The sequence below is a fragment of the Gordonia sp. IITR100 genome, from assembly GCF_002009645.1.
GTDB classification, from domain to species: domain Bacteria; phylum Actinomycetota; class Actinomycetes; order Mycobacteriales; family Mycobacteriaceae; genus Gordonia; species Gordonia hongkongensis.
Map to the genome: position 1 here is coordinate 126,948 of NZ_MVKV01000003.1, position 19,161 is coordinate 146,108.

Below are 19,161 nucleotides of genomic sequence, written 5' to 3' on the forward strand. Positions count from 1 at the left end.
CGCGCAGCGCGAGCCGGCTGATCACTCGTCCTCGCCGGCGGCCGGGTCGACGGCGGCGGCGAGCGCGCTGCTCACCTCGAATTGCCGGACCAGGAACGCCTTCTCGTCCAGCTTCTTCCGCCGCATCCACGTCGTGACCTCGGAGTTGCACTTGCTCGCATTGCACGAACCGCAGCACGGCACGACGTTGGCGACGGTGTACCGGCCGCCGCGGGAGATGGCCAGCATGCAGTCGCGCTGGAGGGCGACGCCCACCGCGCCGCAATACGCGCACCCACCCCAGGCCTCCTGCAGCGCGAGCCACTGGGCGTCGGTGAGGTCGTTGTCGCGGGCGGCAACACGCTTGCGACGACGCTTCGCGTACCGATTGGCGCGGGTGGTGCTGCGGGTGGCCACGGGAGGAGCCTACCGCTCGGATCACACGTGTCACAGCCGTCACAGGCCGAGTCGGGGCCGTGTCGTGCGCCCGGCGGTGCGACTACTGCTTTGCCTAGACTGGCACCCGTGAGCACGGCCATCCGCGACATGTCATCGACCGGGACCATCCCGACTCCGTACGAGGACCTGCTGAGCCTCGTCATGGAGACCGGGACACCAAAGGCCGACCGCACCGGCACCGGGACGCGCAGCCTCTTCGGCAGGCAATTGCGCTACGACCTCGCCGAGGGTTTCCCGCTGATCACCACCAAGAAGGTGCATCTGAAGTCGATCGTCTACGAGTTGCTTTGGTTCCTGCGCGGCGACTCCAACGTCCGATGGCTGCAGGAGCGCGGGGTCTCGATCTGGGATGAGTGGGCCGACGAGAACGGTGAACTCGGACCCGTCTACGGCGTGCAATGGCGGAGCTGGCCGACACCGTCCGGCGAGCACATCGACCAGATCGCGGCCGCCCTCGACCTGCTCAAGACCAACCCCGATTCGCGCCGGAACATCGTGTCCGCATGGAACGTGGGGGAGATCCCGCAGATGGCACTGCCGCCCTGCCACGCGTTCTTTCAGTTCTACGTCGCCGACGGCAAACTGTCGTGCCAGCTGTACCAGCGCAGCGCCGACCTGTTCCTGGGAGTACCGTTCAACATCGCGTCGTATGCGCTGCTGACGCACATGATGGCCCAGCAGGCGGGCCTCGAGGTCGGCGAGTTCGTGTGGACCGGCGGCGACTGCCACATCTACGACAACCACGTCGAGCAGGTGACGTTGCAACTGTCTCGCGACCCGTACCCGTACCCGAAACTCGAACTGCGCAAACGGGATTCGATCTTCGACTACGAGTACGACGACATCGCCATCGTCGACTACCGGTCCCATCCCGGGATCAAAGCCCCGGTGGCGGTGTGACGTCCGACCTCGCGGGGGAGGGCTCGCGTGAGGTGCGCCTGGTGTGGGCACAGGGACGCGGCGGGGCGATCGGCCGGGACAACACGATCCCGTGGCGGGTCCCCGAAGATGTGGCGCGGTTCAAGGAACTGACGGTCGGGCACCCGGTTGTCATGGGCCGCAAGACATGGGATTCGCTGCCGCCGCGATTTCGGCCGCTGCCCGGTCGCGCCAATGTGGTCGTCACCCGCGACGCGAGCTGGTCGGCCGACGGCGCGTCGGTCGCGGGATCGGTCGCCGAGGCGCTCGAGCTGGCCGGTGGCGAACGGGTCGGAATCATCGGCGGCGGCGAGATCTACCGCTTGGCAATGGAATTCGCCACCGAACTGTGTGTCACGGAGATCGACGTCGAGGTCGACGGCGCCGACGCGTTCGCCCCGGAGATCACCGACGAGTGGGCTTTGGCACATCGCGGTGAGTGGCAGACCTCGACGAGCGGCATCGGGTACCGCTTCGTCGACTATCGGCGCGCTCGGCAGGGCTGATGGCGCCGGATCGTCTCTCGATCGCGCAGGCGCGTCGAATCGCGCTCGCCGCACAGGGTTTCACCGACCGCCGGCCCGCCGCCGCGCCCACCATGGCACACCTGAAGCGCGTCGTCGGCCGGACGCGGCTGCTGCAGATGGACTCGGTCAACATTGCCGCGCGTGCGCACTTCATGCCGCTGTTCTCTCGCCTGGGTGCCTACGATCCCGACCTGTTGCACCGCGCCGCGTGGCAGCCCGGGCGCGGTCGGCGGCTACTCGTCGAGTACTGGGCCCACGAAGCGGCGCTGATCCCGGTACCCGACTGGCCCCTCTTCCGATGGCGGATGGACGACTTCGCCGACGGTCGGTATCGGCACACGCGAGACGTGATGCGTCGCAACCGTTCTCTGGTCGGCGACATCCGGGCCGTGATCGAGGCGGTCGGCGCGACCACGCCCCGTGCCATCGAAGCGGAACTGGGCATCGAACGTGAACCCGGTGCAGCCGGGAGCTGGTGGCAGCGCGGTGAGGTCAAGCACCTGTGCGAGGCCATGTTCGCCGCCGGTGACCTGTCGGCGGTCCGCAACGGGAACTTCGTGCGGCACTACGACCTCACCGAACGGATCGTCGGCGCGGACATCGTCGCGCTGCGACCCGACCGTGGGCAGGCGCACAGTGAACTCGTCAGCCGTGCCGCCCAGGCGCTCGGTGTCGCCACCGTGGCCGATCTGGCCGACTACTACCGGCTCCGGCCGGCCGACGCGCGGCCGGCGGTCGCCGAACTCGTCGAGGACGGTGGGCTGCAGGAGATCTCCGTGGACGGCTGGCGCGACCCGGCCTACCTGGCCGCCGGCGCAGTGATTCCGCGGCGCGTCGACGCCTCGGCGATCCTGTCGCCGTTCGACCCGCTCGTGTTCTTCCGCCCCCGCGCCGAACGACTCTTCGACTTCCACTACCGCATCGAGATCTATGTGCCCGAACACAAACGCGTGCACGGCTATTACGTGCTGCCGTATCTGCTGGGCACCGACATCGCCGCGCGCGTGGACCTGAAGGCCGACCGCAAGAACCGCACCCTGCAGGTGCTCGGGGCATACTGCGAGCCGGGTCGTTCCCGAGGCCTCGTCGCCGAACGGCTGTCCGCGGATCTGCGGAGCTTCGCCGGCTGGCAGGACCTCGACGAAGTCGTCGTGTCCGGACGCGGCGACCTGGCGCCCGACCTGCAACGGGTGCTGCACGTCGCGTGACTCACCCCGAGTGATGCGATGCTGAGGATCGAAAGTTCACGACAGCGATGGGAGACGAAGCGATGACCGTGTCGTATGAGGGCAACGACTACCGATTGGTGATGTTCGATCTCGACGACACCCTGGCCCCGTCGAAGAGCCCGCTCGACGACCAGATGGTCGATCTGTTGCGGCGGATGCTCGACGTGAGCCTGGGCTGCATCATCTCCGGCGGCAACTTCACCCAGTTCGAGAAGCAGGTTCTCGCGCGGCTCGGCAACTTCGACAGCGTCGCCAACCTCCACCTCATGCCGACGTGCGGAACGCAGTACGTGCGGTGGTCCGGGAACGACTGGGAGACGGTCTACGCCGAATTCCTCACCGACGACGAGAAGCAGCGCACGCTCGACGTGCTGGAGGCCGGCGCGAAAGAGCTCGGCCTGTGGGAGAGCGAGACGTGGGGTGACATCCTCGAGGACCGCGGCAGCCAGATTACCTTCAGCGCGCTGGGGCAGAAGGCGCCCGTCGACGCGAAGGCGGCCTGGGACCCCGACGGAGCGAAGAAGGAGTCCCTGCGGGCCTACGCCGCCGAGCGACTTCCCGACCTCGAGGTGCGCAGCGGCGGTTCGACGTCGGTGGACGTCACCAAGAAGGGCATCGACAAAGCTTACGGCGCACTGAAGTTGATGGACATCCTCGGCCTCAGCACCAGCGATATCCTGTTCTTCGGTGACCGGCTCGACGAGGGCGGCAACGACTACCCGGTCAAGGCTCTGGGCATCACGTCGATCGCCGTCCACGGCTGGCCCGACACCCACGCGAAGCTGTCGGCGCTGCTGGATCAGGTCGAGACGGGCAGCTAGTCGACGGGCCCGCCCGCCGGGACGACCCGCTGGGTGCCGTTCGCGACCCGGTAAGACCTCGCGTAATACTGGCCGGAGCGCGGATTCGTCTTGTCGTGCACGAAGTACCAGTCCATCTGCGTCGCCGCCGGCGTCACGGTCAGGACTGAATACCCGTGCGCGTCGAACTCGCTCCAGCGCACGTGGTGGTTCGTGGCCGCGAAGGCCGAGGACACCGCGACCCCGGCGGTGTTCGCGGGCACGTTCAGCATGTCGTCGATGTTGGTCGACGTGATCGAGGTGCCGACCAATTCCGTTGCGACAGTCCCGCCGCCGGGATAGTTCGCCGGGTCGGCCGGGATGTCGCACGCCCACGACGAGTGGATGTCGCCGGTGATGAAGACGACGTTGTCGACGCGGTTGCGTCGCAGCGATTCGAGGAGCCGTCGACGATCGGCCGCGTAACCGTCCCACTGGTCGGCGTTGTACGGGATGCCCTCGCGCGGGATGCCGAGCAGCGCGGTGACGGCCCCGGTCGTCTGCGGGTCCAGCGGGGGGATCAGCACCGGGGCGATCATCACCGGGTTGCCGACGATCTTCCAGCGGGTCTCCGACGACGTGAGTCCGTTGGTCAGCCACGACATCTGAGACCGGCCGAGGATCGAGCGGGCGGGATCGTCGATGGCCGCCGACCGGGCGCTGACCTGCAGGTCGCGGTAGGAGCGCAGATCCAGCATGGACAATTCGAGCAGACGGCCGAAGCGGAGCCTGCGGAACAGGTGCCGGCCCGCGGTGTCGACGGCGGGGCGGATCGGCATCCATTCGGCGTACGCGCGCAGCGCGGCGGTGCGCCGTGCGGCCCAGGAGCCCTCGCCCGCCTGATGGTTCTCCGCCCCGCCCGACCACGAGTCGTTCGACGACTCGTGGTCGTCCCAGATGCAGATGAACGGCAGGTCCCGGTGCAGCCGGGCGAGGTCGGGGTCGGTCTTGTACTGCGCGTGGCGTGTCCGGTAGTCGCGCAGGGTGACGATCTCGTGGCGGGGGTCGTGCGGCCGGACGGTTCCGGTCTTGCCGGTGTATCGCCCGGTCTCGTACTCGTAGAAATAGTCGCCCAGGTGGACCACCGCGTCGAGTGCCGGCTGCGCGGCCAGATGCCGGTAGGCGGCGAAGTATCCGGCCTCCCAGTTGGCACAGGACACGACGCCGAAACGGATCTTCGCGACGTCGGCACCCGTTGCGGGGGCGGTGCACGTGCGACCGACGGGCGACACCGCGCCGGTGGCGGGTCCGGACAGCACCGTGAAGCGGTAGTGGTACCAGGTGCGCGGCGTCAGACCCGACGCGTCGACCTTCACCGTGTGGTCGGAGTCGGCGGACGTCCGCACCTCGCCCGCGGCCACGACGGCGCCGAAGCCGGGGTCCCGGGCGATCTCCCAGCGGACGAGGCTCTCCGGCCCCAGGCCGGAACCGGGGGTCGCAGCCGGGGTCGGGGTGATGCGGGTCCAGAGGACGACGGCGTCGGGGAGCGGGTCGCCGGACGCCACGCCGTGGCGGAACACCGCCGCCGACGGGGGCCCGGGCGACCGCGGGGCGCCCTGGGCGACGACGGCGGGGGAGGCGAGCGCCGCACCGGTCACGACCGCGCCCGTGCGCAGGAAGTCGCGTCGCGTCGTCATCGCATCCACCCCCGGGTACTCGCCCACGCCTGCAGGGACTCTACCGCGGGCGGAGCCCGACGGTGCGGTACTCAGGTGGTGGGGGAGAATCGGATACCGCGCGGCACGCGGACGTGTGGCCGCGACGGACGACAGGAGACATGCGTGTCCGAATTGGTGCCGCTGAAGGTGCAGATGGTGGCGATGACCCAGTTCACCCCGCCGGAAGACGTGCCGTGGAGCACCGACGCCGAAGGCGGTGAGGCGCTGGTCGAGTTCGCCGGCCGGGCGTGCTATCAGAGCTGGGACAAGCCGAACCCGCGTACCGCCACCAATGCCGGCTACCTGCGGCACATCCTCGAGGTCGGGCACCTGTCGCTGCTCGAACACGCATCGGTGACGTTCTACATCAGTGGCATCTCCCGCTCGTGCACCCACGAACTGATCCGGCACCGCCACTTCTCGTACTCGCAACTGTCCCAGCGGTTCGTGCCCGAGCACGACTCCAACGTGGTGGCGCCGCCGGCGATCGTGGGCGACCCGGAACTCGAGGACCTCTTCGCCGCGGCGACCGACGCGAGCCGGGCGGCCTACACCGAGCTCCTCGCGGCGCTGGAGGCGAAGTTCGCCGACGTCCCCAACGCCATCCTGCGTCGGAAACAGGCACGTCAGGCTGCTCGCTCCGTGCTGCCGAACGCCACCGAGACGAAGATCGTCGTCACCGGCAACCATCGCGCCTGGCGGCACTTCGTCGGCATGCGCGCCACCGAGCACGCCGACGTCGAGATCCGCCAGCTCGCGGTGGAGTGTCTACGCCAGCTGATGCGGGTGGCGCCCACCGTGTTCGGCGATTTCGAGATCGGCACCCTGGCCGACGGGACCGAGGTCGCCACCTCACCATTCGTGCTGGAAGGGTGAGGATCGTCACCAACAGGGAGGCGGTAGCCTTGAGCACCATGAACGCAGTCCAGGAACCGCTGCACGAGCATCCCTTCGGGACGAACGTGGTTGCGATGGTCACCCCCTTCCGCCCGGACGGAAGCCTCGATCTGGACAAGGCCGCCGTCCTCGCCGACCATCTGGTCGCCAAGGGATGTGACGGGCTGGTCGTGTCCGGCACCACCGGTGAGTCGCCGACCACCACCGTGCCGGAGAAGCTCGAGTTGCTGCGGGTGGTCCTCGACGCGGTGGGCGACCGGGCCCGGATCACCCAGGGCGCAGGCAGTTACGACACCGCCGAGAGCGTCCGGTTCGCGATCGAGTCCGAGAAGATCGGTGCTCACGCGCTCCTCGTGGTGACCCCGTACTACTCGAAGCCGCCGCAGGCCGGGCTCCTCGCGCACTTCCGGACCGTCGCCGACGCCACCGCGCTGCCGGTGCTGCTCTACGACATCCCGCCGCGATCGGTGGTCCCGATCATGAACGAGACGATGCTCGCCCTGGCCGAACACCCCAACATCCGCGGGGTGAAGGACGCCAAGGGCGACCTGCACTCGGCGGCCGGCCTGATCGCCAGCACCAGCCTGGAGTACCTGTCCGGCGAGGACGCACTCAACCTGCCGTGGCTGTCGATCGGCGCGACCGGTTATGTCAGCGTCATCGGCCACCTCGTCCCGGATCGCCTGCGCGACATGCAGATCGCTGTCGAGAAGGGCGATCTGCCGACCGCCCGCGCGATCAACACCTCGATGCTGCCGCTGGTCAACGCCATGGGGCGCCTCGGCGGGGTCACGATGGTGAAGGCGGCACTGCGCATCCTCGGGCTGGAGGTCGGCGACCCGCGCCTGCCGCAGGTGCCCGCGAACCCGGCGCAGATCGAGGAACTGATCGTGGATCTGCGCGCGGCGGGTGTGCTGGTCTGATGACGGACAACGACACCACCGGCCCCCACACCGGCAACGACACCACCGGCAACGACACCACCGGCACCGTCCGCCCCCGGACCCGACGCCGGGCCGCCGCCCGCAAGGCCGGCCCGCCGAGTCCGCCCCCCGCCGAGCCGACCCCGCCCGCCGAGCCTGTCGAGGTGACCTCGAAGGCACGGGAACCCCGGCGCGCGCGAGCCGAGCGGACCGGATCAGCGGAACCGAAGTCCGACGCGAACTCGCCGAAGCACGCGGCCAAGCGTCCGGCGAGTCCCGCGTCGAACACCCGTCGCCCCCGCCACGAGCGCGGCGACGCCCGCGGCGGCCGCCGGCCCGAACCGGCAACCCCGGCCCCTGTCGACCGACTGGGCACACCCCGCCGACTGCCCAAGGGTGGTCTGCGCGTGGTGGCGCTCGGCGGGATCGGCGAGATCGGCCGCAACATGACCGTCTTCGAATACAACGGCCGTCTGCTGATCGTCGACTGCGGTGTGCTCTTCCCCGAGGACGCCCAGCCGGGCGTCGACCTGATCCTGCCGGACTTCCGCTACATCGAAGACCGCATGGACGACGTCGACGCGGTGATCCTGACCCACGGCCACGAGGACCACATCGGCGCTCTGCCGTTCCTGCTCCGGCTACGCAGCGACATCCCGGTGATCGGCGCGAAGTTCACGCTCGCCCTGGTCGAGGCCAAGTGTCGCGAGCATCGCCTGCGACCCAAGCTCGTCGAGGTCGTCGAAGGTCAGAAGACCTCGCACGGCCCGTTCGAGTGCGAGTACTTCGCCGTCAACCACTCGATCCCGGACGCCCTGGCCGTCGCGATCCGGACCCCCGCCGGCGTCGTGCTGCACACCGGCGACATCAAGCTCGACCAGCTGCCCCTCGACGGCCGGCTCACCGACCTCGCCGGGTTCAGCCGCCTCGGCGATGAGGGCGTCGACCTGTTCCTGGTGGACTCGACCAACGCCGAGGTGCCCGGTTTCGTGACCCCGGAACGTCAGATCGGCGGGGTGCTCGACCAGGTCATCGGCAAGGCCACACAGAGGGTCATCGTGGCGTCGTTCGCGAGCCACGTCCATCGCATCCAGCAGATCATCGACGTGGCGCACACCCACAATCGGCGGGTCACCTTCGTCGGCCGTTCGATGGTGCGCAACATGCAGATCGCGCAGGATCTCGGCTACCTCTCGGTACCCGACGGCGTCGTCGTCGATCTCGACACCGCGGCAACCCTGCCCGACCACCGCGTCGTGCTGATCTCCACCGGCTCGCAGGGCGAGCCGCTGTCCGCGCTCTCCCGGATGGCGCGCGGAGAGCACCGGCAGATCAACATCCGGGCCGACGACCTCGTCGTGCTGGCGTCCTCGCTCATCCCCGGCAACGAGAACTCGGTGTTCGCCGTCGTCAACGGGCTGGCCAAGCGCGGCGCGACCGTCATCACCCAGCAGAGTGCGAAGGTCCATGTCTCGGGCCACGCCTCGGCCGGTGAGCTGCTCTACCTCTACAACGCGGTGCGCCCCTCGAATGCGATGCCCGTGCACGGCGAATGGCGGCACCTGCGCGCCAACGCCGCGCTCGCGGTAGCGACCGGTGTGCCCGAGGACCGGGTCGTCCTCGCCGAGGACGGCGTGGTGGTCGACCTCGTCGACGGTCGCGCCGACATCGTCGGACGGGTTCCGGTCGGGCACGTCTACGTCGACGGCCTCTCGGTCGGCGACGTGGGGGAGTCGACGCTCTCCGAACGGCTCGTGCTGGGGGAGGGCGGATTCATCGCCATCACCGTCGCCGTGGACGTGACGACGGGCCGTGCGGTGAGCACACCCGAGGTCTCCGGACGCGGTTTCTCCGACGACCCGGACGCGCTCAAGGAGGCGGCGAACATCGTCAACCAGACGCTGGATTCGCTGGCGGCCGAGGGTGTCTCCGACACACACCGGATCGCCCAGGGGATTCGCCGTGCGGTCGGGCGCTGGGTGTCGACCGCCTATCGTCGCCGTCCGATGATCGTGCCGACGGTCATCGCGGTCGGGGACTGACCGGCGCGGAGGAACGAGACCACCTCTTTGTCGCTACCGTGGTCGTGTGACCGGAGCGCAGAAGGAAAGAGCAGCCCTCGTCGAGACCCTTCGAAAGGTGGGCCCCGACGCGCCCACCTTGTGTGAGGGCTGGACCACCCGCGATCTGTTGGCGCATCTCGTGGTCCGGGAACGACGCCCCGACACCGGGCCGGGCATCCTCATCCCGGCTTTCGCCGGCCACACCGAGAAGGTGCGGGCCCAGGCGACGTCGAAGGACTGGGATGCCCAACTCGCGTTGCTCGCCTCCGGACCGCCGGTCTACTCGCCGTTCAAGCTGATCGACCGATTCGCCAACCTCGCCGAGATGTTCGTCCACCACGAAGACGTCCTGCGTGGTGCCGCCGACCCCGACGGGCCGTGGACGCCCCGGTCGCTGGCCCCCGAACTCGAGGCGGAGTTGCGAACGCCGGCCAAGTCGATGGGCCGGATGACGCTCAAGAAGGTCCCGGCCCGCGTGACCCTGCGCACCCCGGACGGCGAGGACCTGGTGACGGCGGGATCGGGTGACGACGTCATCGTGACCGGTCGCGTCGGTGAGCTGGTGCTGTTCGCGTTCGGCCGTACACCGGTCGACGTCACATTCGCCGGCGACGCCGCCGCGATCACGGGCGTCCGCGAGAGTTCGCGCGGCCTCTGAGCGATCACAACTTCGACACGCATTCGTTGTCTGTGTTGCCCGTGTGACTGATGTGACCGCTGCCCACTAGTCTGTCGGTATGGCTTCGAAGGCAAGCACGGGTACACGCGCGTCCTCCGCGCGCGGCGCTGCTGGTTCCACGCGCGGTGGATCCGCACGCGGTGGTTCGGGGCGGGCGAGTTCGGCTCGAGGGAGTTCGACCGCCGCTCGTCGCTCAGCGGGTGACGGTTCGAAGAGCGGCGGTTCGAAGAGCGGTGGTTCGCGTCGTCAGACGGGCGCCGGTGCCTCGACGAGGTCGAAGGCCGGGGCATCGCGGAAGAGTTCCCGGTCCGCTGCACCAGCGGAGTCGGTGGACCTGCATCGTCGTTCCGTCGCCGCGGCCGGGGCGTCCGCGGTGGGCAAGGGCATCGGTGCCGGATGGTCGTTGTTCGCGCGGGGCGTCGGCAGCGCCGCCCGGGCGGGCTCGGGCGTCGGCCGCGGACCGCGCACCGAAGTCGTCGGAGAGTTCGACGACATCGACGACACCGACCCGGACTTCGAGGAGTTCGACGACGGGTCCGACGGCAACGGTCGACCCCGGCCCGGCGGTCACAGCCATCGGCGGGACGGGACAGCACTCGGTCTCCTCGCCTTCGGTCTGCTCGTCGGCGCCAGTGTGTGGTTCGGTGCGGCGGGTCCGGTGGGCGCCTTCATCGAGGCCCTCATCCGCGCGGTCATCGGGTCGGCGGCCGTGCTCGTGCCGGTCGGTCTCCTCGCGCTGGCAGTGGTCCTGATGCGACGGCCGGCCGCCCCGGAGCGACGCGGCCGCTACCTGTCGGGTGGGTTCCTGGTGATCCTTCCGCTGCTCGGTCTGATGCACCTCGTCGCCGGTGCGCCAGTCGACCTGCCCGGACGGTCCGGCGCGGCCGGGTTCGTCGGCTTCGCGGTGGGCACACCGTTGACCGCGGGTGTCACCGCGTGGGTCTCGGTGCCGATCCTGTTGTTGGGCATGGCATTCGGCGTACTCATCCTCAGCGGCCGAACCGTCCGCGAGGTCGTCGACGCCGCCGCCGGTTACCTCGGGCTGGGTGTCGGACGAGCGGACGACGCGCCCTGGGACGACGACGAGTGGGATGCCGACGCCGAGAACTACGATGATCCGGATTTCGACGACCCCGATCCCGAGACCGACACCGCCGAGTCGGATCCCTGGGACTCCGGCGCGCTCGAGTCGCGGTCCCGGCGTCGGCCGTACTCGTCGAACCCGTACGACAACTACCCGCCGGATTCGGCGCCGGCGCGGACCTCGGGACGGACGTCGCGGCGCAAGCCCGCCGACGTCGCCGACGTCGACCCCCTCGAGGAGGCCGTCACCGAGAACTTTGCGGATGCCGACCAGCAGGTCACCGAGGTGATCGCGCCGAGCCCCCGTACCCGCGCCACCCCGGCCCGTCGCGCCGCCGCGCGATCCGCGCCGCGTCCCGCACCCGAACCGGAGCCCCGGCACGAACCCGATCTCGACGACGAGATGACGGACGAGGGGATGTCGGACGACGAGGCGTTCATCCCGTCCGATCCCACCGCGGACGGGGACTATCGCCTGCCGCCCGCCGACCTTCTCCTCGAGGGCGATCCGCCGAAGATGGGCAGCAGCGCCAACGACGACATGATCGACCGGATGACCGGCGTGCTGGAGCAGTTCAAGATCGACGCCGCGGTCACCGGATACACCCGCGGGCCGACCGTCACGCGATACGAGATCGAACTCGGCCCGGGCGTGAAGGTCGAGAAGATCACCGCGCTGCAACGCAACATCGCCTACGCCGCGGCAACGGACAACGTGCGCCTGCTCGCGCCGATCCCCGGCAAGTCCGCGGTCGGTATCGAGGTCCCCAACTCCGACCGTGAGATGGTTCGCCTGGCCGACGTGCTGAATTCGCCGTCGACCCGGAAGGACAAGCATCCGTTGGTGATCGGGCTCGGCAAGGACATCGAGGGTGATTTCGTCAGCGCCAACCTGGCGAAGATGCCGCACCTGCTGGTCGCCGGGTCGACCGGCTCGGGCAAGTCGAGCTTCGTCAATTCCATGCTCGTGTCGCTGCTCAGCCGTGCGACGCCGGAGCAGGTGCGGATGATCCTGATCGACCCGAAGATGGTCGAGCTCACCCCGTACGAGGGAATCCCGCACCTCATCACGCCGATCATCACGCAACCGAAGAAGGCCGCTGCCGCACTCGCCTGGCTCGTCGAGGAGATGGAGCAGCGCTATCAGGACATGAAGGCCTCGCGGGTGCGCCATATCGACGACTTCAACTCGAAGGTCCGGTCGGGAGACATCACCGCCCCGCTGGGCAGCGAACGCGTCTACAAGCCGTATCCGTACATCTTGGCCATCGTCGACGAGCTCGCCGACCTGATGATGACCGCGCCCCGCGACGTCGAGGACGCGATCGTGCGGATCACCCAGAAGGCGCGCGCTGCCGGCATCCATCTGGTGCTCGCGACGCAGCGTCCGTCGGTCGATGTCGTCACCGGTCTGATCAAGACCAACGTGCCGTCGCGGCTGGCGTTCGCGACGTCGTCGCTGACCGACTCACGCGTCATCCTGGACCAGCCGGGTGCCGAGAAGCTGATCGGCATGGGCGACGGCCTGTTCCTCCCGATGGGCGCCAACAAGCCGATCCGCATGCAGGGTGCCTACATCACCGACGAGGAGATCGCCGCGGTCGTCGATTTCTCCAAGGAGCAGGCCGAGCCGGAGTACACCGAGGGTGTCACCGCGGCGAAGGCGGGCGACAAAAAGGACATCGACAGCGACATCGGCAACGACCTCGACGATCTCCTGCAGGCGATCGAACTGGTCGTGTCGAGCCAGTTCGGGTCGACGTCGATGCTGCAGCGCAAGCTGCGGGTCGGGTTCGCCAAGGCCGGCCGTCTCATGGACCTGATGGAGACGCGGGGAGTGGTCGGCCCCAGCGAGGGCTCCAAGGCGCGTGAGGTGCTCGTGAAGCCCGACGATCTGGCGGGGGTGATCGCCTCGATCACCGGCGGCGGCGACGAAACGGACAGTTCCGGCACCTGACTCGGGTCGCTGACCTGCGGTTTCTGCAGGTTTCCTGCAGTTTGTATAAGGTAGCCGGAGATCCATGAGGGGAGTATCCCCAAAGCGGCGTCTCCGTCAATACGGTCACGATTCGCAACGATGCCGATCATCGTCGCGGCCCTGACCCGGAGCGTCGGCCCCCGTTCGGTGGGAGAGACCTCTGGCTCGTCAGCTCATGCTGCCTGCTGGAGGTTACAAGTGGATGTTTCGCTGTCCGTATGGCTGATCACCTGTGCGGTGATCCTCGCCCTGTTCGCGTTCGACTTCTTCACCCACGTGCGCGTGCCCCACGCGCCGTCGCTCAAGGAGTCGGGCATCTGGTCGGCGATCTACATCGGATTCGCCGTCGTCTTCGGTCTGTTCGTCTGGTGGAACTGGGGTTCGACCTTCGGCGGTGAGTACTTCGCAGGTTACGTCACCGAGAAGGCGCTGTCGGTGGACAACCTGTTCGTCTTCGTCATCATCATGGCGAAGTTCGCGGTGCCCAAGGAGTACCAGCAGAAGGTCCTGCTGCTCGGCATCTTGATGGCCCTCATCATGCGCGGCATCTTCATCGCCGTCGGTGCGGCCGCGATCAACGCCTACAGCTGGGTCTTCTACCTGTTCGGCGCGTTCCTGATCTTCACCGCCGTCAAGCTGCTCCGCGAGAGCGACGACCCGGTCGAGCACGAGGAGGAGCGCGAGACGCGCCTCGAGCGCTTCGTCAAGCGCTACCTGCGCACGCATGACTCGTACGACCGCGACAAGCTGTTCACCCGCGTCAACGGCAAGCGCCTCGCGACCCCGATGCTGATGGTCCTCATCGTCATCGGCTTCACCGACGTGCTGTTCGCGCTCGACTCGATCCCGGCCATCTACGGGCTCACGTCCGAGCCCTACCTGGTGTTCACCGCCAACGCGTTCGCCCTGATGGGTCTGCGTCAGCTGTTCTTCCTCATCGGCGGACTGCTCGACCGCTTGGTGTACCTGTCCATCGGCCTGTCGATCATCTTGGCCTTCATCGGCGTCAAGCTGGTCCTCCACGCCCTGCACGAGAACACCCTGGCGTTCATCAACGGTGGCGAGCACGTGGCGGTCCCCGAGATCTCGACCGGGCTGTCGCTGTCGGTGATCCTCGGTGTCCTGGTGATCACCACGGTGGCCAGCCTGATCAAGAGTCGCGGGATGGCGAAGTCGCCGGAGGTCGAATCCGCCGGCGACACGACCGACGCCCCGGCACCGAAGTCCAAGGACTCCTGACCCGTCCACGTCCACCCGTCGCCGACGGGTGGACGTGGCATCAGCCCGGGAACGGCCCGAACACCTGCGTCCACTCGTCGATGCGGATGGCGTCGACGGCTTGATGCGCCTGGAACGGGTCGTTGGCCAGGAATGCCTCGGCCGCCTCGAGGTCGGCTGCGCGGATGACGATGAGCGCGCCCGACCCGTCGGGATAGGGGCCGGCGATCAGCACGTTGCCCGCCGAATGTTCTTCCGCGAGCCACTCCCGGTGCACAGGCCGGTGCTGATCCCGCAGGGCGGCCTTGGCGGGGCGATAGGTGTACTGCACGGCGAAGAACGGCATGGTCACTCCTGCTCGATGGTTGCCAGCATCCGGGTGTTGCCCAGGGTGTTGGGTTTGACGTAACTGAGGTCGAGAAACTCTGCGACGCCGGTGTCATAGGACCGGCACATCTCCTCGAACACCTCGCGCGTGACCGGGGTGCCCTGGATCTCGGCGAAACCGTGCCGCGCGAAGAAGGCCGTCTCGAACGTGAGCACGAAGACGCGCGAGAGCTGCAGTTCGCGGGCGACCGCCATGAGCCGGTCGACGAGGAGGTGGCCGATGCCGCGCCCGGCGTGGGCGTTGTCGACGGCGACCGTGCGGACCTCGCCGAGATCGGCCCAGAGCACATGCAGCGCACCACAACCGACGACCAGGCCGTCGACGTCGGCGACCCAGAACTCCTGGACGGACTCGTAGAGCGTGACGAGGTTCTTCTCGAGGAGGATTTTCCCGGCGTACTGGTCGATCAGTTCTTTGATCCGCGGGACGTCGGAGGTGCGCGCACGACGGATGACGACGTGATCGGCGGGGGACATGGGAATTCAGCTTAGTCTCTGCGATGGGGCGACCTGTGCACGTCGTTCGCCGGGACTGCCGATACCCTGATGGGCGTGTACTTGAGGACTGCCCTGAACTGCGGCACGACGCCGCGGTCAGGAGCGAGCTCATGACCGACCGGATCCGGCGCGCCGTCGAAGAGAACGGCATCGCCAATGCGGGCCGCGGGCCCGACCACATCACCGACCCGGTGGACCCGGTGCCGGTGGTCAACATCGCCAATGCACTCACGGTGTTCCGGATCGTCCTGGTGCCGGTGTTCCTGGTCGCGCTGTTCATGGAGTCGGGCGAGTCGATGCTGTGGCGCACGATCGCCACGATCGTCTTCGGGGTCGCGGCCCTGACCGACCGGTACGACGGGATGATCGCCCGGCAGCGCGGCCTGATCACCGACTTCGGGAAGCTGGCCGACCCCATCGCGGACAAGGCCCTGATCGGCGGTGCCCTCGTCGGGCTGTCGATCCTCGGCATCCTGCCGTGGTGGGTCACCGTGGTGATCGTCGCCCGCGAGGTGTGGGTGACGGCGCTGCGTTTCTGGGTGTTGCGGCACAAGGTCATCCCGGCCAGCCGCGGCGGCAAGCTCAAGACGCTGCTGCAGGCGCTCGCCATCGGTCTGTACCTCCTCCCGCTCGGCGGACCGTGGCAGCTCGCCGCCGACATCCTGATGGGACTGGCGGTGGTGGTGACGATCTACACGGGTCTGGACTACACCTGGCAGGCGGTCAAGGTCCGGTCCGATCGCGATGAGACCGCACCCCGGCCGGTGGCACCGCGCGGACGTGCTGTGGGAGGAACCGGCGGCGGTCACTGACTTCGACTATCGTCGATCAGACGGTGCTGCCCCGACCGTGGGTGCCGACGCCGCCGGTGCCGCGGGAACCCGTCGGGACCGCGAAGCGTTGGGTAGGGCAGCAGGCGCGCCGCCGGTTCGGTGGCCGCCGAGCAGTTCAGTTGGGCCGAGACGTTCAGTAGGGAGGAGACTCGATGGCGATGCTCTTACGCGAGGCGCTCGGCGACAGCCTGCGTCGGGTCCGGACGCAGCAGGGTCGGACCCTGCGCGAGGTGTCCACCGGTGCGCGGGTGAGTCTGGGCTACCTCTCGGAAGTCGAACGCGGTCAGAAGGAGGCGTCGAGCGAACTGCTCGCCGCGATCTGCGACGCGCTCGACGTCGAGATCGCCGACCTGCTCCTCGAAGTCGGCAGCGCCATGCGTCCGGCCGGTGCCGAACCCGTCGTGGTCGGCGCCGAGCCGATGGGTGACGGCGTCGAGGCCACCGAGGCCGGACTGACCGCGACCAAGGTCGTGATCCCGGCTCCCGCCGGCCGCCGGGAGGCCACGGCTCTCGCGGCTGCCTGACCCGCACCGTCTGAACGACACCGACTCAACACCGGACTCGCAGACGCTAGATTGGTCACCAGAGTTCTCAGACCCCTGAATGGAGTACGACGAGCATGGCGAACCCGTTCGTGAAGTTGTGGCGCTACCTCACAGCACTCGGCAACGCGAAGATCGACGAGCACGCTGACCCGAAGGTCCAGATCCAGCAGGCGATCGAGGACGCCCAGCGCCAGCACCAGGCGCTCTCGCAGCAGGCGGCCTCGGTGATCGGCAACCAGCGTCAGCTCGAGATGAAGCTGAACCGGCAACTCGAGGACGTCGAGCGGCTGCAGGCGAACACCCGCCAGGCGCTGACGCTGGCCGATCAGGCCGCCGCGGCCGGCGACACCCAGAAGGCGACCGAGTACACCAACGCCGCCGAGGCGTTCGCGGCCCAGCTGGTGACCGCCGAGCAGAGCGTGGAGGACCTCAAGTCCTTGCACGACCAGTCGCTCCAGGCGGCCGATCAGGCCAAGAAGGCCGTCGAGCGCAACGCGATGATCCTGCAGCAGAAGCTGTCCGAGCGTTCGAAGCTGCTCAGTCAACTCGAGCAGGCGAAGATGCAGGAGCAGGTCTCGGCGTCGCTCAACCAGATGAGCGAGCTGTCGGTGCCCGGCAACACGCCGAGCCTCGACCAGGTCCGCGACAAGATCGAACGACGCTACGCGAACGCGCTCGGTTCGGCGGAGCTGGCCAAGAACTCCGTGCAGGGCCGCATGCAGGAGGTCGAGCAGGCCGGCGTGCAGATGGCCGGACATTCTCGTCTCGAACAGATCCGCGCGAGCATGCGCGGTGACGCGCTGCCCGCCGCCGGCACGACCGCACCGGGTCTGCAGAAGCCGGCGACCCAGTCCGCGCCGCCGACCACCGAGCCGCCCCAGCAGAACTGACAGATCGCGCACGCGTGCACGACGAACCCGTGCGCGTCGCGATCGTCGCGGGCTCCGACGCCGGGCATGCCTTCCCGGCTTTCGCGCTGGCCGAGCGGTTCCGCTCCGCCGGTGACACACCGGTCGTGTTCACCTCCCTCGCATGGTCGGAGGCCGCGCGCCGCCGGGGGATCGACATCGCTGATCTCCCGGGGCTGCGCGCCGAGGACTCCGACGACGACTCCGACGCCGGAGCCAAACTGAGTGCCCGCGCCGCGCGCATGGCCCAGCAGCTCGTCGGGCCGCTGCGTGCGGCCGGGTCGCAACTCGTCATCTCCGACGTCATCACCGTGGGCGGGGGCTGGGCCGCTCAACTGTGTGGACTGCCCTGGATCGAGCTGTCGCCGCATCCGCTGTACCGGCCGTCCCGGGGACTACCGCCGATCGGGTCCGGGCTCGAACCGGGTCGCGGCGTCGGGGGTCGGCTGCGCGACACGCTGATGCGCGCCGCCACCGCGTCGTCGATCCGCCAGGGCGTGCGGCAGCGGGACGCTGCCCGGCGGACGATCGGGCTGGGTGACGTCGACGCGGAACCGGCGGCGCGACTCATCGCCACCCTTCCCGGCCTCGAGGTCCCGCGCCCCGACTGGCCGACCGACGCGCATCTCGTCGGACCCCTGGTGTGGGAGCCCACCGACGATCACTTCACCGTGCCTCCCGGCGATCACCCCCTCGTCGTCGTCGCCCCGTCGACCGCGCAGACCGGCGCCGCCGACATGCTCGGCGAGGCTCTCGAAGCCCTGTCGCCGGACACACTGGGCCGGACCGTGCGGGTGGTGGTCTCGGGGCTCCGCGACCCCGACGGGGCTGATCTCGCCCGCTTCCGCGGGGAACTGATCACGGCGGGGCCGGGCCGGCAGGACGAGGTGCTCGCGCACGCCGACCTGCTGATCTGTGGCTCCGGGCACGGGATCCTCGCGAAGGCGATGCTCGCGTCGGTGCCGGTCGTCGCGGTACCCGGTGGGGGTGACCAGTGGGAGCTCGCCGCCCGGATCCGACGAGCCGGCGCGGGGCAGGCGGTGCGTCCGGTCACCGCGGACGCGGTTGCCGACGCCGTGCGGGCCGTCCTGGACGATCCGGCACATGCACGCGCGGCGGGTGCGATCGGGGAGTCGGTGACCGACGTCGTCGACCCGGTGGCGGTCGCGCATCGCGTTCTGGCGGCGTCACCTAGGCTGGACCCGTGCGTCTGACCGAGTTCACCGAATTGATGACCACCGAATTCGGTGTGCCGTCGGCGGATTCGATCCTGTCCGATCACATCCTGATCGAGGTCGGCGGACGCACGGGTGCCCAGGCGATCGACGACGGGGTCGACCCGCGCGACGTCTGGATCGCGATCTGTCGCGACTTCGACGTACCGCGCCATCGCTGGTGACACGCCACCGCGTGTCACACTTGCCATCGAACAGGTGTTCGTCCATCCTGGTGCCCAGAGGTGAAATCAGACGGAACCACACGGGCCGAGTCTGCGTCTGAAGAGTTGTCGGACCCACCGGCTACTTTCATCACATGAACG

Annotated in this window: 19 protein-coding genes; 15 read left to right on the forward strand and 4 right to left on the reverse strand. The window is 68.7% G+C overall.

Annotated features, from left to right (window positions below; translation table 11 throughout):
• Nucleotides 1-21 precede the first annotated feature (21 nt).
• Nucleotides 22-396: an HNH endonuclease gene (locus B1818_RS06985; RefSeq protein WP_078112287.1), complete on the reverse strand. Its 375-nt coding sequence runs from the start codon at nucleotides 394-396 to the stop codon at nucleotides 22-24.
• Between the two features lie 108 nt (nucleotides 397-504).
• On the opposite strand from B1818_RS06985, the gene B1818_RS06990 reads away from it, so the two are divergent.
• From B1818_RS06990 to B1818_RS07005, 4 genes are all read left to right on the forward strand, one after another.
• The gene (locus B1818_RS06990; protein WP_078112288.1) at nucleotides 505-1,338 is read left to right on the forward strand and encodes a thymidylate synthase; all 834 of its coding nucleotides are present in this window, start codon (nucleotides 505-507) and stop codon (nucleotides 1,336-1,338) included.
• Complete coding sequence (locus tag B1818_RS06995) at nucleotides 1,335-1,862, forward strand: dihydrofolate reductase (protein WP_065628934.1); 528 nt, start codon at nucleotides 1,335-1,337, stop codon at nucleotides 1,860-1,862. The genes B1818_RS06990 and B1818_RS06995 overlap by 4 nt, the downstream gene beginning before the upstream one ends.
• Nucleotides 1,862-3,091 (forward strand): winged helix-turn-helix domain-containing protein, encoded by a 1,230-nt coding sequence (locus B1818_RS07000; RefSeq protein WP_078112289.1) that lies wholly within the window; start codon nucleotides 1,862-1,864, stop codon nucleotides 3,089-3,091. The genes B1818_RS06995 and B1818_RS07000 overlap by 1 nt, the downstream gene beginning before the upstream one ends.
• Before the next feature lie 62 nt (nucleotides 3,092-3,153).
• Nucleotides 3,154-3,933, forward strand: a complete 780-nt coding sequence (locus B1818_RS07005; RefSeq protein ID WP_058250306.1) for an HAD-IIB family hydrolase — start codon at nucleotides 3,154-3,156, stop codon at nucleotides 3,931-3,933.
• On the opposite strand, the gene B1818_RS07010 is transcribed toward B1818_RS07005, so the two are convergent.
• Complete coding sequence (locus B1818_RS07010; protein ID WP_078112444.1) at nucleotides 3,930-5,588, reverse strand: alkaline phosphatase; 1,659 nt, start codon at nucleotides 5,586-5,588, stop codon at nucleotides 3,930-3,932. The genes B1818_RS07005 and B1818_RS07010 overlap by 4 nt on opposite strands.
• A gap of 144 nt (nucleotides 5,589-5,732) precedes the next feature.
• On the opposite strand from B1818_RS07010, the gene thyX reads away from it, so the two are divergent.
• The 6 genes from thyX to B1818_RS07045 all read left to right on the forward strand — a co-directional run bounded on the left by thyX (nucleotide 5,733) and on the right by B1818_RS07045 (nucleotide 14,471).
• Nucleotides 5,733-6,485 (forward strand): FAD-dependent thymidylate synthase, encoded by a 753-nt coding sequence (gene thyX / locus B1818_RS07015; protein WP_058250170.1) that lies wholly within the window; start codon nucleotides 5,733-5,735, stop codon nucleotides 6,483-6,485.
• 38 nt (nucleotides 6,486-6,523) lie between these two features.
• Nucleotides 6,524-7,429 (forward strand): 4-hydroxy-tetrahydrodipicolinate synthase, encoded by a 906-nt coding sequence (dapA, locus tag B1818_RS07020; protein ID WP_058250171.1) that lies wholly within the window; start codon nucleotides 6,524-6,526, stop codon nucleotides 7,427-7,429.
• Nucleotides 7,429-9,471, forward strand: a complete 2,043-nt coding sequence (locus B1818_RS07025) for a ribonuclease J (protein ID WP_078112290.1) — start codon at nucleotides 7,429-7,431, stop codon at nucleotides 9,469-9,471. The genes dapA and B1818_RS07025 overlap by 1 nt, the downstream gene beginning before the upstream one ends.
• 46 nt (nucleotides 9,472-9,517) lie before the next feature.
• On the forward strand, nucleotides 9,518-10,150 hold the full coding sequence (locus tag B1818_RS07030; protein ID WP_078112291.1) for a TIGR03085 family metal-binding protein: 633 nt from the start codon (nucleotides 9,518-9,520) through the stop codon (nucleotides 10,148-10,150).
• 79 nt (nucleotides 10,151-10,229) lie between these two features.
• Complete coding sequence (locus B1818_RS07040; protein ID WP_254859591.1) at nucleotides 10,230-13,211, forward strand: DNA translocase FtsK; 2,982 nt, start codon at nucleotides 10,230-10,232, stop codon at nucleotides 13,209-13,211.
• A gap of 219 nt (nucleotides 13,212-13,430) precedes the next feature.
• Nucleotides 13,431-14,471 carry a TerC family protein gene (locus B1818_RS07045; protein ID WP_078112293.1) on the forward strand — a complete coding sequence of 347 codons (1,041 nt, stop codon included), beginning with the start codon at nucleotides 13,431-13,433 and terminating at the stop codon, nucleotides 14,469-14,471.
• A gap of 40 nt (nucleotides 14,472-14,511) precedes the next feature.
• Here the strand turns inward: B1818_RS07045 and B1818_RS07050 are convergent, their stop codons facing one another.
• Nucleotides 14,512-14,796, reverse strand: a complete 285-nt coding sequence (locus tag B1818_RS07050) for a YciI family protein (RefSeq protein WP_058250176.1) — start codon at nucleotides 14,794-14,796, stop codon at nucleotides 14,512-14,514.
• A 2-nt stretch (nucleotides 14,797-14,798) separates the two neighbouring features.
• Nucleotides 14,799-15,314, reverse strand: coding sequence for an amino-acid N-acetyltransferase (locus B1818_RS07055; RefSeq protein WP_058250177.1), 516 nt, complete (start codon nucleotides 15,312-15,314; stop codon nucleotides 14,799-14,801).
• A 131-nt stretch (nucleotides 15,315-15,445) separates the two neighbouring features.
• Here B1818_RS07055 and pgsA point away from each other — a divergent pair, with 131 nt between their 5' ends.
• The 5 genes from pgsA to B1818_RS07080 all read left to right on the forward strand — a co-directional run bounded on the left by pgsA (nucleotide 15,446) and on the right by B1818_RS07080 (nucleotide 19,020).
• Entirely contained in the window at nucleotides 15,446-16,147 is a 702-nt protein-coding gene (pgsA, locus tag B1818_RS07060) for a CDP-diacylglycerol--glycerol-3-phosphate 3-phosphatidyltransferase (RefSeq protein ID WP_078112294.1), read from the forward strand.
• A 173-nt stretch (nucleotides 16,148-16,320) separates the two neighbouring features.
• Nucleotides 16,321-16,692, forward strand: coding sequence for a helix-turn-helix domain-containing protein (locus B1818_RS07065; protein WP_058250179.1), 372 nt, complete (start codon nucleotides 16,321-16,323; stop codon nucleotides 16,690-16,692).
• Nucleotides 16,693-16,787: 95 nt separating this feature from the next.
• Nucleotides 16,788-17,603 (forward strand): phage shock protein PspA, encoded by an 816-nt coding sequence (gene pspA / locus B1818_RS07070; protein ID WP_058250180.1) that lies wholly within the window; start codon nucleotides 16,788-16,790, stop codon nucleotides 17,601-17,603.
• Between the two features lie 29 nt (nucleotides 17,604-17,632).
• Nucleotides 17,633-18,835 carry a glycosyltransferase gene (locus B1818_RS07075; protein ID WP_078112445.1) on the forward strand — a complete coding sequence of 401 codons (1,203 nt, stop codon included), beginning with the start codon at nucleotides 17,633-17,635 and terminating at the stop codon, nucleotides 18,833-18,835.
• Nucleotides 18,826-19,020, forward strand: a complete 195-nt coding sequence (locus B1818_RS07080; protein WP_058250181.1) for a DUF3046 domain-containing protein — start codon at nucleotides 18,826-18,828, stop codon at nucleotides 19,018-19,020. Before B1818_RS07075 ends, B1818_RS07080 begins: the two co-directional genes overlap by 10 nt.
• Nucleotides 19,021-19,161 lie beyond the last annotated feature (141 nt).